This is a genomic window from Lysinibacillus sp. FSL P4-0201, assembly GCF_038593425.1.
Taxonomy (GTDB): domain Bacteria; phylum Bacillota; class Bacilli; order Bacillales_A; family Planococcaceae; genus Lysinibacillus; species Lysinibacillus capsici.
In genome coordinates, this window is record NZ_CP151995.1 from 19,009 (window position 1) to 33,424 (window position 14,416).

The following is a 14,416-nucleotide window of genomic DNA, read 5'->3' on the forward strand; positions in this document are numbered from 1 at the left end:
CACATTTATTTTTTAAGTTTTTTATAGGCTTAATAACTTGGTTAAGTTATTAAGGGCGCACGGCGAATGCCTTGGCACTAGGAGCCGAAGAAGGACGGCACTAACACCGATATGCTTCGGGGAGCTGTAAGTGAGCTTTGATCCGGAGATTTCCGAATGGGGGAACCCACTACGTTTAATCGCGTAGTATCTTGACGTGAATACATAGCGTCTTGAAGGCAGACCCAGGGAACTGAAACATCTAAGTACCTGGAGGAAGAGAAAGAAAAATCGATTCCCTGAGTAGCGGCGAGCGAAACGGGAAGAGCCCAAACCAAGAGGCTTGCCTCTTGGGGTTGTAGGACACTCTATACGGAGTTACAAAAGAGCGAGTTAGATGAAGCGACTTGGAAAGGTCCGCCAGAGCAGGTAAAAGCCCTGTAGTCGAAAGTTCGTTCTCTCCTGAGTGGATCCTGAGTACGGCGGAACACGTGAAATTCCGTCGGAATCCGGGAGGACCATCTCCCAAGGCTAAATACTACCTAGTGACCGATAGTGAACCAGTACCGTGAGGGAAAGGTGAAAAGCACCCCGGAAGGGGAGTGAAAGAGATCCTGAAACCGTGTGCCTACAAGTAGTTAGAGCCCGTTAATGGGTGATAGCGTGCCTTTTGTAGAATGAACCGGCGAGTTACGATTACGTGCGAGGTTAAGCTTTAGAAGGCGGAGCCGCAGCGAAAGCGAGTCTGAATAGGGCGAAATAGTACGTGGTCGTAGACCCGAAACCAGGTGATCTACCCATGTCCAGGGTGAAGGTGAGGTAACACTTACTGGAGGCCCGAACCCACGCACGTTGAAAAGTGCGGGGATGAGGTGTGGGTAGCGGAGAAATTCCAATCGAACTTGGAGATAGCTGGTTCTCTCCGAAATAGCTTTAGGGCTAGCCTCGTGATGAGAATACTGGAGGTAGAGCACTGTTTGGACTAGGGGGCCATCCCGGTTTACCGAATTCAGACAAACTCCGAATGCCAGATATTTATACACGGGAGTCAGACTGCGAGTGATAAGATCCGTAGTCAAAAGGGAAACAGCCCAGACCACCAGCTAAGGTCCCAAAGTAATCGTTAAGTGGAAAAGGATGTGGCGTTGCACAGACAACCAGGATGTTGGCTTAGAAGCAGCCATCATTTAAAGAGTGCGTAATAGCTCACTGGTCGAGTGACGCTGCGCCGAAAATGTATCGGGGCTAAACGATTCACCGAAGCTGTGGATTGACATCTACGATGTCAGTGGTAGGAGAGCGTTCTAAGTGCGTTGAAGTCAGATCGGAAGGACTGGTGGAGCGCTTAGAAGTGAGAATGCCGGTATGAGTAGCGAAAGACGGGTGAGAATCCCGTCCACCGTATGACTAAGGTTTCCTGAGGAAGGCTCGTCCGCTCAGGGTTAGTCGGGACCTAAGCCGAGGCCGATAGGCGTAGGCGATGGACAACAGGTTGATATTCCTGTACCACCTCCTCACCGTTTGAGAAATGGGGGGACGCAGTAGGATAGGGTAAGCGCGCCGTTGGTTGTGCGCGTCCAAGCAGTAAGGCGTGTGTGTAGGCAAATCCGCACACTGTAACGTTGAGCTGTGATGGCGAGTCCGTATGGACGAAGTTCCTGATTTCACACTGCCAAGAAAAGCCTCTATCGAGGTGAGAGGTGCCCGTACCGCAAACCGACACAGGTAGTCGAGGAGAGAATCCTAAGGTGTGCGAGAGAACTCTCGTTAAGGAACTCGGCAAAATGACCCCGTAACTTCGGGAGAAGGGGTGCTCTTGAGCGTGCAAGCGCATGAGAGCCGCAGTGAATAGGCCCAGGCGACTGTTTAGCAAAAACACAGGTCTCTGCAAAACCGTAAGGTGACGTATAGGGGCTGACGCCTGCCCGGTGCTGGAAGGTTAAGAGGAGTGGTTAGCGCAAGCGAAGCTGCGAATTGAAGCCCCAGTAAACGGCGGCCGTAACTATAACGGTCCTAAGGTAGCGAAATTCCTTGTCGGGTAAGTTCCGACCCGCACGAAAGGCGTAACGATCTGGGCACTGTCTCAACGAGAGACTCGGTGAAATTATAGTACCTGTGAAGATGCAGGTTACCCGCGACAGGACGGAAAGACCCCGTGGAGCTTTACTGTAGCCTGATATTGAATTTTGGTACAACTTGTACAGGATAGGTAGGAGCCAGAGATCTCGGAGCGCCAGCTTCGAAGGAGGCGTCGGTGGGATACTACCCTGGTTGTATTGAAATTCTAACCCATGCCCCTTAGCGGGGCAGGAGACAGTGTCAGGCGGACAGTTTGACTGGGGCGGTCGCCTCCTAAAAGGTAACGGAGGCGCCCAAAGGTTCCCTCAGAATGGTTGGAAATCATTCGTAGAGTGTAAAGGCACAAGGGAGCTTGACTGCGAGACCTACAAGTCGAGCAGGGTCGAAAGACGGGCTTAGTGATCCGGTGGTTCCGCATGGAAGGGCCATCGCTCAACGGATAAAAGCTACCCCGGGGATAACAGGCTTATCTCCCCCAAGAGTCCACATCGACGGGGAGGTTTGGCACCTCGATGTCGGCTCATCGCATCCTGGGGCTGTAGTCGGTCCCAAGGGTTGGGCTGTTCGCCCATTAAAGCGGTACGCGAGCTGGGTTCAGAACGTCGTGAGACAGTTCGGTCCCTATCCGTCGTGGGCGTAGGAAATTTGAGAGGAGCTGTCCTTAGTACGAGAGGACCGGGATGGACACACCGCTGGTGTACCAGTTGTCTTGCCAAAGGCATCGCTGGGTAGCTATGTGTGGACGGGATAAGTGCTGAAAGCATCTAAGCATGAAGCCCCCCTCAAGATGAGATTTCCCATTACGCAAGTAAGTAAGATCCCTCAAAGACGATGAGGTAGATAGGTTCGAGGTGGAAGTGTGGTGACACATGGAGCTGACGAATACTAATCGATCGAGGACTTAACCAAAAAAGTTTGAAACATTCAATGCGCCGTTTATTCAGTTTTGAAAGAATAAATCTTTCAATTAAATACAAAGTCTAGTGATGATGGCAAAGAGGTCACACCCGTTCCCATACCGAACACGGAAGTTAAGCTCTTTAGCGCCGATGGTAGTTGGGGGCTTCCCCCTGTGAGAGTAGGACGTCGCTAGGCAATAAAACAGTCAGCTGTATGCTGGCTGTTTTTTTACTTTCTCTTTTGATAACTTTTAACTCTACTAAAGAGATTGTTCAAAAGTGTTTTCTGAATTTAAAAAATGCAAATAAATGCCTCGAAAATGTAGTTAATTATTTGTATTGTTTATCTTAATTGTTATTTGTTAAAAATCTGAATTGTCTTTCTTTTATAAGTTCCTTGACAGTAGCAGTCCACGTTGTTAATCTTACAATTAATATTCTTTTAACTATAGGAGGAAGTTACGAAAATGTGGGAGACTAAATTTGCCAAAGAAGGTTTAACTTTTGATGATGTATTATTAGTACCAGCTCATTCCGAAGTACTACCGAAAGATGTTGATTTATCTGTTCAATTAACACCAAAGATTAAATTAAACATCCCAATGGTCAGCGCAGGTATGGATACAGTTACAGAGTCTAAAATGGCGATTGCTATGGCACGTCAAGGCGGTATCGGTATTATCCATAAAAACATGGGGATTGATGAGCAAGCTGAACAAGTAGAAAAAGTAAAACGTTCTGAAAATGGTGTTATTACAAACCCATTCTTCTTAACTCCGACACATCAAGTTTTCGATGCTGAGCATCTAATGGGTAAATACCGAATCTCTGGTGTTCCTATTGTTGATAGTATGGAAAATCAAAAGCTAGTAGGGATTATTACAAACCGTGATTTACGTTTTATCTCTGACTACTCTTTAAAAATTGAAGATGTAATGACGAAAGAAGATTTGATTACAGCACCAGTGGGAACGACTTTAGAGGATGCTGAAAAAATTCTTCAACAATATAAAATCGAAAAGCTTCCAATTGTAGATGAAGAAGGTAGATTAACTGGACTTATTACAATTAAGGATATCGAGAAAGTGATTGAATTCCCGAATGCTGCGAAAGATACACATGGCCGTTTATTAGTAGGCGCGGCAGTTGGTGTATCAAAAGATACGATGGTACGTATTGAGAAGCTTGTTGAAGCACAAGTTGACATTGTTGTAATCGATACGGCCCATGGTCATTCAGAAGGCGTATTACAAACAATTCGCTCAATCCGTGAGACTTACCCTGAGCTAGAAATCATCGCTGGTAATGTTGCTACTGGAGAAGGCGCACGTGCATTATTTGAAGCAGGAGCAGATGTTGTTAAAGTAGGTATCGGTCCTGGTTCTATTTGTACTACACGTGTTGTAGCAGGTGTAGGTGTACCACAAATTACAGCAGTATATGATTGTGCTACAGTAGCTCGTGAGCTAGGTAAAACAATAATTGCTGATGGTGGTATTAAATACTCTGGTGATATCGTAAAAGCTCTAGCAGCTGGAGGCAACGTTGTAATGCTTGGTTCTCTTCTAGCAGGTACATCTGAATCTCCTGGAGAAACAGAAATCTTCCAAGGCCGTCGCTTTAAAGTTTATCGTGGTATGGGTTCTATCGGCGCAATGGAAAAAGGTTCTAAAGATCGTTACTTCCAAGAGGATGCAAAAAAATTAGTACCTGAAGGTATTGAAGGCCGTCTTCCTTATAAAGGACCATTAGCTGATACAATCTACCAACTGATTGGTGGTATTCGCGCTGGAATGGGTTATTGTGGAGCTCCACATCTGGAGCACCTACGCGAGAATGCACAATTTGTTAGAATGACAGGTGCTGGTCTTCGTGAATCACATCCACATGATGTACAGATTACAAAAGAATCACCAAACTATTCCATGTAATATATTACTTGCAACTTTTATGCTTTCGCATCGTCTACAAAGATGGCGCGAGAGCATTTTTTTATGGTAGAGAGTCAACACGTTTGTTGTTATCTATGATAAAATGTCGAGGACAAGATTATTTTTTGGAGGGCTTTAAAGGTGAAAAAGAAAATGAACACCGTATTACGCTTACTCCTAATTCCTGTTTTATTATTTAGTATTTTTGCAGGTATTCCTGCAAAGGCAAATGCGGAAACAGATTTAGGATTAACAGTGGATGCTGCGATTTTAATTGATGCAGATTCAGGGAAAATTTTATTTGAACAAAATGCAGATACTTCACTAGGTATTGCAAGTATGACAAAGATGATGACTGAATACCTGTTATTGGACGCGATTGATGCAGGGAAAGTTAAATGGGATCAAGAATATCACGTAACAGATTATACGTATCGTATGTCTCAAAATCGTGCATTAAGTAATGTACCTTTACGTAGAGATGGCTCTTATACGATTCGTGAGTTATATGAGGCAATGGCAATCTATTCAGCAAATGCAGCAACCGTAGCTATTGCTGAAACGATCGCAGGTTCTGAAACTGAATTTTTAAAGTTAATGAATAAAAAAGCAGAAGAACTTGGTTTAGAGGGCTATAAATTTGTCAATTCTACTGGTCTTAATAATGCTGATTTATTTGGTATGCATCCATCAGGCACAGGCCCAGAAGATGAGAATGTGATGCCTGCAAAATCTGTAGCAAAATTAGCATATCATTTATTAAAAGATCACCCAAAGGTATTAGAAACATCTAAAATTGCAAAAAAGACATTCCGTGAAGGAACAGAAGATGCAATTAAAATGTCTAACTGGAACTTTATGTTACCGGGGTTAGTGTATGAATATCAAGGTGTAGATGGATTAAAGACAGGTACAACAAACTTTGCAGGTCACTGCTTCACAGGTACTGCAGAGCGCAATGGTACTCGTTTGATTGCAGTTGTAATGAAAGCTGTTGATGCAAATGGACAAGGGTCCTATGAAGCTCGCTTTGATGCCACAGCGAAATTATTTAACTACGGCTTTTCACAATTCTCAAAGCAAGAAATTTTACCAGGGAACTATACATTCAAAGATCAAAAAACAGTTAAAGTGACAAAAGGTAAAGAAGACAAAGTATCGATTGCAGTAAAAGAACCAATTTCATTTATGATTAAGTCTTCTGATAAAGACTTATATAAACCTACATTGGTTTTAGATAAAAAGAGTTTAGAGGCAGACGTTAAAAAAGGCACTGTTGTAGGAAAGGTCGTTATTGAACGCACAGAAGGCACAGATTACGGCTTTATCGATGGCAAGGATATTTCATCCGATGTTGTCACAACAGAGGCTGTAGAGCGTGCTAGCGGTATCTCATTGTTCTTCCAAGGTGTAGGTAACTTCTTCGGTAATTTATGGGGAGGCATTACAGACTTTGTTGGTGGATTGTTTTAATATTTAAATACGAGCACATGAATGCACTTAAGCATCCATGTGCTTTTTCACATTTTTACACGCTATAGCATACGCTAATAGGCGAAAGGATGTGGCTAAATGTGTGGCATTACAGGCTGGGCTAGTTTTCAAAAGGACTTAAGAACAAGTGACACAATATTAAAATCGATGACGCAAACATTAAATAAGAGAGGGCCAGATGATGAAAATATTTGGTGTAGTGAGCATATTGCATTTGGCCATCGACGGTTGGCTGTTATTGATTTAATCGGTGGCAAACAGCCAATGAAAAAAATCCATGATGGTTTGAACTATGTCATTACATATAATGGCGAACTTTATAATACAGAGGAGCTACGTAAGGAACTTCAAAAAAGAGGGCACAGCTTTACAACACAATCAGATACTGAAGTACTATTAACTGCCTATATTGAATGGAAAGAGCAGTGTGTAGAATTTCTAAATGGTATTTTTGCCTTCGGTGTTTGGGATGAGCAAACACAGTCTTTATTTTTGTGTCGAGACCGACTAGGCGTAAAACCCTTGTATTATACAGAGCAACAAGAAGGTGTACTTTTTGCATCTGAGGTGAAGGCTCTGCTAGCACACCCTACGGTTCAAGCATGTGTAAACGTTGAAGGGTTGGCAAGTATGATGGCTGTAGGACCTTCTAGAGCGCCAGGTAAAACCCTTTTTCAAAATATTGAAGAATTACGACCTGGCTATGCTATGCGATTCTCTAGAGAAGAAGGTTTAAGAAAGTGGCCGTATTGGCAACTACAAAGCCGTAGACATGAAGAAACATTAGGAGAAACAATTGAACATGTTGGTTTTTTGTTAACGGATGCTATAGAACGTCAGCTAGTTTCGGATGTACCCATTTGTACGTTTCTTTCAGGAGGACTAGATTCCAGTATTATTACAGGCATTGCAGCAAATAGATTCCAACAGCAAAACCATCAATTGCATACGTATTCTATTGATTATGAAGATAATGAGCGCTTCTTTAACCCACATTCTTTCCAGACCTCCACGGATACGTACTGGATTCAAAAAATGACAGAAACTTTCAAGACAGCTCACCACGCAGAGGAAATCACTCAGCAACAGTTAATTGATTTATTAGTGGAATCGGTCATTGTTCGTGATTCCCCAGGTATGGCAGATGTAGATTCTTCGTTATTATGGTTTTGTCGTGAAATAAAAAGGGAATTTACTGTAGCGCTATCAGGAGAGTGTGCAGATGAAATTTTTGGTGGTTATCCATGGTTTAAAGATAGGACTACTGGTTTCCCTTGGATCCGTTCATTGTCTGCAAGAAGTGCATTACTCCAAGAGAAGTGGAACAAAAAATTAAAAATTGAAGCCTATGCACAACAACTATATTTACAAACAATAGCTGAAGTTCCTTTGCTAGATGGAGAAGGTCTAGCAGAGGCAAAGCATCGTGAAATGTCCTACTTAAATATGCTATGGTTCATGCAAACATTATTAGAGCGGAAGGATCGTATGAGTATGGGGGCAAGTTTAGAGGTACGTGTCCCTTTTGCAGATCATCGGCTTGTAGAATATGCCTGGAATATTCCGTGGGAAATGAAGAATTTAGATGGAATAGAAAAAGGATTACTTCGAAAATCAATGGCACATCTATTGCCGAATGAAGTGTTATATCGTAAAAAAAATCCTTATCCAAAAACATATCATCCTGTCTATACAGCAGGAGTGCAAAAATGGTTGAAGGAAATTCTACATGATAAAAATTCAATTTTGCATGAACTATTTGAACGACAAAAGCTTGCGGAGTTAATTGAATCGGGAGGTAGCTCTTTTCAGGTTCCGTGGTATGGGCAATTAATGGCAGGTCCCCAGCTTTTAGCTTATCTAGGGCAAATTCATACTTGGTTTGAGCATTATCAAATTCAATTAATTGAGACTTAATATAAAACGACCCATCTACGTAGATGGGTCATTTTTTTGTATACTCCAGCAATCCATCAACTGCTCAATGGATGATTCGATTGCTTGTACGGGAATCCCTCCAAAACCTAATAAAAATTGAGCTTGTGAAGATTCATAATGATCTAGTCTATAGGCTGATAATGGATAAATACCGATCTCTGCTTGAGAGGCAAGCTGTTGTAATTGTTTTTCTGAGAATGTGTGTTGAACCTCTAATAAAATATGCATACCCGCTTGTTCACCAGTAATGTTAATGGATGATGAATATTTTTCTAAAATAGAAGTTAGTTTATCATGTTTTTTACGATAAATTTTACGCATACGATTGAGATGCTTTGCAAAATGCCCATCACCCATAAAATTTGCCACAATATGCTGATCAAAACGAGGCACGGTTGATGAGTAATAATTAAAGACATCGTTATAAGTAGCAAGTAGTTTAGGTGGAAGTACTAAATAAGCTACTCGCAAGGATGGCATTAAAGATTTAGTAAAAGTACTCATGTAAATAACTTTATCGTTTCGATCTAATGCGTGTAGGGCAGGAATTGGTTTTCCAGCATAACGAAATTCCGAATCATAATCATCCTCAATAATATAACGAGAGGTGCTTTGTGCCGCCCAATTTAAAGCTTGTGCTCGTCTTGTAGCAGATAATACAGCCCCAGTTGGGAATTGATGTGAGGGTGTAATATACACAACATTAGCATTTGTTTTTTCCAGATCATGAATAATTATGCCCTCTTCATCAACTGCAATTGGATAAACTTTTCGTTTATGCTGCGAAAACATTCGATGGACGGCAGGGTATCCTGGGTTTTCTAATGCAAAGCTGGTGTCCTCACTAAAAAGACGGAGAATCATAGGGAGGAGCTGCTCCGTCCCTGAACCAATAACAATTTGTTCAGGGTGGCATACAACACCACGGGATTGATATAAATAATTAGCAATCTCTGTGCGTAAAGACAGTTCACCTTGTGGTTCCCCTGTTAATAATAGCTCCTTTGAGGTATCGTCAAAAAGCTCTTTTGCATACTTTCTCCATGTTTGAAATGGAAAAGCATCGATATCAATAGATCCTGGATTAAAATCGATTTTGTAAGACTTTTTCTTAGTATATTCATTAATGGACGCCATAGTATCTTGTTGAATGTAGGGCAGTTCATCTATTTCTTCTACAAAATAGCCAATACGTGATTTGGACATAATATAGCCTTCAGCTAAAAGCTGAGCATAGGCAATTTCAATTGTTGTTTGGGAAATGTTTAAAAAATCAGCTAATTTTCTTTTTGAAGGCAGTTTTTCTCCTACAGTTATTTTTTTAGAAATAATAGCTTCTTTAATACCGTTATAAAGCTGATCATAAAGCGGTTTATCACTATCTCTTTCAAGCTGGAATAAAAGCATATCCATGATCTGGAACCTCCTGACCCTGTAAATATTTTAAAAACTGGATATTTTGATATGGTCAATTTCTATTATACTAAACTTCATCATAAAGGTGGAGGTTAGAAAATGAAACAAACAGGTACAGAGCTAGTAAAGCGTGGAATGGCAGAAATGCAAAAAGGCGGCGTCATTATGGATGTCATTAATGCAGAGCAAGCAAAAATTGCAGAAGCTGCAGGTGCTGTAGCAGTTATGGCATTAGAAAGAGTACCGTCAGATATTCGGAAAGCAGGTGGCGTTGCACGCATGGCCGATCCTCGTATTGTTGAGGAAGTGATGGGGGCTGTAACTATTCCTGTGATGGCCAAAGCACGTATTGGTCATATTGTTGAAGCACGTGTCTTAGAAGCAATGGGTGTTGATTATATTGATGAAAGTGAAGTTTTAACACCAGCAGATGAAGAGTACCATTTATTAAAAAGTGAATACACAGTACCGTTTGTGTGTGGCTGTCGCGATTTAGGGGAAGCAGCCCGTCGTATCGGGGAAGGTGCCTCGATGTTACGAACTAAAGGTGAACCAGGTACAGGGAATATTGTGGAGGCCGTTCGCCATATTCGTAAAGTAAATGCACAGGTTCGTAAAGTCGTAGGAATGACAGAGGATGAAGTAATGACAGAGGCGAAATTACTAGGAGCTCCTTTCGAGTTATTAAGAGAAATTAAACGTCTTGGTCGTTTACCAGTAGTAAACTTCGCAGCAGGAGGAGTGGCAACGCCTGCTGATGCAGCCTTAATGATGGAACTTGGAGCTGATGGCGTTTTCGTTGGTTCAGGTATTTTTAAATCTGAGAACCCTGAAAAATTTGCACGTGCCATTGTAGAGGCGACTACTCATTATAAAGACTATAAGCTTATTGCGGAAATATCAAAAGAGCTCGGAGTGCCAATGAAGGGGATTGATATTGCACAGCTTGGACACAACGAGCGTATGCAAGAGCGAGGTTGGTAGCATGAAGCGAATTGGTGTATTAGCATTACAAGGAGCAGTTCGTGAGCATATACAAATGTTAGAAGCTCTTGGTTGTGAAGCAATTCAAGTAAAACAAAGAAAGGATTTAGGAAACCTAGATGGACTTGTGTTACCAGGTGGAGAAAGCACAACAATGAGAAAATTGCTGGATCGATTTGATCTGCTAGAGTCAATTCGTGGACTTGCACAGCAAGGATTACCGATGCTTGGTACATGTGCGGGATTAATTTTATTAGCCAAGGATCTAATTGAAGATGAACCACATTTGGCTGTGATGGACGTGACTCTAGCAAGAAACTCATATGGACGTCAGGTGGATAGCTTCGAAGTACAACTAGATATTCCTAAAGTAGGTGTTGGGATTCCAGCAGTATTTATTCGTGCACCTCATATTGAAGCGGTAGGTAAAGGTGTAGAAATTCTTGCACAACATGAAGGGAAAATAATCTTGGCACAAGATGGCCATTTATTGGGTTGTTCGTTTCATCCCGAATTAACAGAGGATACACGAATTCTTGAATATTTTGTAACCTCTATGGTATGACTTGCAAAATTTGTTTTCATATAGTACAGTATGGTTAAATTTTAAATAACTGAACACGATGATGGGAAGTAGTAGCAAGCACGTTTTTTTTAGAGAGTCAGCGGTTGGTGGAAGCTGATAAAAGCACTTGTGAATCCGTCCTGGAGTTGCACAGTCGAAGTGAATGAAGTAGGCTGTAGCCGGCTGAAATGCCGTTATGAAATAAGTGGATTAGGCAGAAATATGTCTAGTCAATTAGGGTGGCAACGCGGGTAGCTCTCGTCCCTTTTTAGGGATGAGGGCTTTTTTGTGTTCATTTCGCTGCAACGATTTTCCATCATGAAGAAACTATTGGAGGTATGAAGATGTTAGATATTAAACGCGTCCGTGAGAATTTCACGGAAATTAAAGAGATGTTATTAACACGTAATGAAGACTTGGGAAACTTAGATGACTTTGAAGACTTAGATGCAAAACGTCGTGAATTGATTGCCAAAACAGAAGAATTAAAAGCAGAACGCAATAAAGTATCTGAACAAATCTCAGTTATGAAACGCAACAAAGAAAATGCTGATGAAGTCATTGCTCGTATGCGTCAGGTTGGCGATGAAATTAAAGAATTAGATGTACAATTAAATAATGTTGAAGAACGCTTTAAAGATATGATGATGCGTTTACCAAACATCCCACATGAATCTGTACCAGTAGGCACAACAGAGGACGACAATGTTGAAGAATATACGTGGGGTGAAATTCCGACATTTGATTTTGATATTAAAGCACACTGGGACCTTGCTACGGATTTAAAAATTGTAGACTTTGAACGTGGCGCGAAAGTAACAGGTAGCCGTTTCTTATTCTATCGTGGTCTTGGTGCTCGTTTAGAACGAGCATTAATGACATTCATGATGGATTTACATGCAGAGGAGCATGGTTACGAGGAAATGCTACCACCTGTCATTGTTAATCGAGATAGCCTAACAGGTACAGGGCAACTTCCGAAATTTGAGGAAGATGTATTCAAATTAGAGGAAACAGATTATTTTATGATTCCAACTGCAGAAGTACCAGTAACGAACTTCTATCGAGATGAGATTTTACCGGCTGAAGCTTTACCACAAGGCTTTGCAGCGTATAGTGCTTGCTTCCGTTCAGAAGCGGGATCTGCAGGTCGTGATACACGTGGTTTAATTCGTCAACACCAGTTCAATAAAGTAGAATTAGTACGTTTTGTAAAACCAGAGGAGTCATACGAACAATTAGAGCTACTAACAAGTCATGCAGAAAAAGTATTACAATTACTAGGCTTACCATATCGTAAGTTAAAAATGTGTACAGCTGATTTAGGTTTTACTGCAGCGAAAAAATATGATTTAGAAGTTTGGATTCCTGCACAAAACATGTACCGTGAAATTTCTTCTTGCTCTAACTTTGAGGATTTCCAGGCACGACGAGCAAATATCCGCTTCCGTCGTGAGCCAAATGCAAAACCAGAATATGTGCATACATTAAACGGCTCAGGTCTTGCCATTGGCCGTACAGTTGCTGCTCTTCTAGAAAACTACCAACAAGCTGATGGCAGCGTAGTAATTCCTGAAGTTTTAAGACCTTATATGGGCGGTAAAGAAGTAATCGCACCAAAATAAACAACAGATAAAGCTATTTTAGACAATTCCTTTATGGATGTTCTAAAATAGCTTTTTTGTGTTGCTAAAATTGAAATCTCTCATAATTTTTGAAAATTCGTTATAATGGGTAATATTCATGGGGACAAGGGGGAGAAATTCATGGAATTGCAACAATTTGCACAGGCTTTCAGTGAATTTGATAATGTTTTAATTACAGATGATAAAGGCTGTGCAATCTTTTATGATTTAGCAGATTTAAATATATTATTGGAAATCGGCTTAACACCAGATGAATTTTTTCACAGCACAGTGACTGATAATTATCAAAATTTATCACCTGAGACAAGTACTGTTTTTCAAGTCATACAAACAGGGCAGCCAGTTTTATACTATGAACAACAACTGACAACATTGAACGGTTTTAGTTATTTATCACTGAGTTCGACCTATCCCATTATGGAGCATGGAAAAGCCATTGGTGCCATTGAATTTTCAAAACATTTTTATGAAACTAAGCAAATTAAATACTTAGATAATTTCCTGGGACATAAATTATATCGAGATAATCATACAACCTATCGTTTAGAGGATTACATTACAACAAACGCCGAAATGAAAACTCAACTTGAAAAGGCACGTCGTAGTGCTCAAAAAAGTGCACCAGTTTTACTAACTGGGGAAACTGGAACTGGGAAAGATATAATCGCACAAGGCATACACAATGAAAGTGAACGCTATACAAAGCCGTTTATTACTTTGAACTGCTCAACATTAACAGAGGATAATATATTTACTCAGCTATACGGCTCGGACAATGAAGCAAAAAGTGGAAAGTTACAGGAGGCTAATGGAGGGACGCTACTCATTGACCACCTTAATTTATTGGATATATCTTTGCAAGCGAAACTTTTACATGCGGTAGATATAAAAGTGTTAAATGGTGAGCCCTTGGATATACGGTATATTACTACTGTCAATGAAGATGTGGACAAACTATTAGCTGAAAAAAGGCTACGCGAGGACTTATTTTATCGCTTAAATGTTCTTCAAATTGATTTGCCACCGCTAAGATTAAGGAAGGAAGATATTCCACTTATCCTTGATTTTTATATACAATTTTACAATGAACATACACTACAGAAAAATGTAAGCTATTGTAATGAAGTAATTCAGTTATTTTATGCCTATCATTGGCCGGGAAATGTGCGTGAACTAAAAAATGCCCTTGAATCGGCATATAATAATTTGCTTGGGGATGAAATACTTGTTGAACATGTTCCAGAGAGGATTAAAAAAAATGTTCAACATTCAACTCAATCGATCATGCAAAACAACCAAACTGGACATTTACGAGATTTAACGGAAGCCTACGAGCGTCTAATTATAGCGGAAAAGTTGCGTGAAACTGATGGACGATTAGCGGAAACAGCTAGACGTTTAGGTATTTCTCGTCAATTACTAAAATATAAGTGTTTAAAATATGAATTGTTGTAAAAAAAATTTTACAAAAAGGGGATAAAAATT

Annotated in this window: 8 protein-coding genes, 2 rRNA genes and 1 other annotated feature; of the genes, 9 read left to right on the forward strand and 1 reads right to left on the reverse strand. The window is 40.8% G+C overall.

The genetic code is table 11. The annotated features are described in order from the left end of the window. Positions 1-39 precede the first annotated feature (39 nt). The 5 genes from MKY76_RS00080 to asnB all read left to right on the forward strand — a co-directional run bounded on the left by MKY76_RS00080 (position 40) and on the right by asnB (position 8,299). Positions 40-2,967 (forward strand): 23S ribosomal RNA (locus tag MKY76_RS00080). A gap of 70 nt (positions 2,968-3,037) precedes the next feature. Continuing rightward, positions 3,038-3,153 (forward strand): 5S ribosomal RNA (gene rrf / locus MKY76_RS00085). 271 nt (positions 3,154-3,424) lie between these two features. Next, positions 3,425-4,888: an IMP dehydrogenase gene (guaB, locus tag MKY76_RS00090; RefSeq protein ID WP_004233999.1), complete on the forward strand. Its 1,464-nt coding sequence runs from the start codon at positions 3,425-3,427 to the stop codon at positions 4,886-4,888. A gap of 141 nt (positions 4,889-5,029) precedes the next feature. Then, entirely contained in the window at positions 5,030-6,361 is a 1,332-nt protein-coding gene (locus tag MKY76_RS00095; protein WP_081010913.1) for a D-alanyl-D-alanine carboxypeptidase family protein, read from the forward strand. 99 nt (positions 6,362-6,460) lie between these two features. Beyond that, on the forward strand, positions 6,461-8,299 hold the full coding sequence (gene asnB / locus MKY76_RS00100) for an asparagine synthase (glutamine-hydrolyzing) (protein ID WP_281217522.1): 1,839 nt from the start codon (positions 6,461-6,463) through the stop codon (positions 8,297-8,299). 15 nt (positions 8,300-8,314) lie between these two features. Here asnB and MKY76_RS00105 read toward each other — a convergent pair whose 3' ends face one another. After that, positions 8,315-9,733: a PLP-dependent aminotransferase family protein gene (locus MKY76_RS00105; protein WP_342557233.1), complete on the reverse strand. Its 1,419-nt coding sequence runs from the start codon at positions 9,731-9,733 to the stop codon at positions 8,315-8,317. A gap of 102 nt (positions 9,734-9,835) precedes the next feature. Between MKY76_RS00105 and pdxS the strand changes: the two genes are divergently transcribed. The 4 genes from pdxS to MKY76_RS00125 all read left to right on the forward strand — a co-directional run bounded on the left by pdxS (position 9,836) and on the right by MKY76_RS00125 (position 14,386). Further along, positions 9,836-10,720: a pyridoxal 5'-phosphate synthase lyase subunit PdxS gene (gene pdxS / locus MKY76_RS00110; protein WP_257962305.1), complete on the forward strand. Its 885-nt coding sequence runs from the start codon at positions 9,836-9,838 to the stop codon at positions 10,718-10,720. 1 nt (position 10,721) lies between these two features. Further along, positions 10,722-11,285 (forward strand): pyridoxal 5'-phosphate synthase glutaminase subunit PdxT, encoded by a 564-nt coding sequence (gene pdxT, locus MKY76_RS00115; RefSeq protein ID WP_342557234.1) that lies wholly within the window; start codon positions 10,722-10,724, stop codon positions 11,283-11,285. Between the two features lie 49 nt (positions 11,286-11,334). Further along, positions 11,335-11,554: a binding site (T-box leader), on the forward strand. A 75-nt stretch (positions 11,555-11,629) separates the two neighbouring features. After that, a complete protein-coding gene (serS, locus tag MKY76_RS00120; protein ID WP_103117223.1) occupies positions 11,630-12,910 on the forward strand; it encodes a serine--tRNA ligase in 1,281 nt (426 codons plus the stop codon). Positions 12,911-13,051: 141 nt separating this feature from the next. After that, a complete protein-coding gene (locus tag MKY76_RS00125; protein WP_103117224.1) occupies positions 13,052-14,386 on the forward strand; it encodes a sigma 54-interacting transcriptional regulator in 1,335 nt (444 codons plus the stop codon). The last annotated feature ends 30 nt before the right edge of the window (positions 14,387-14,416 follow it).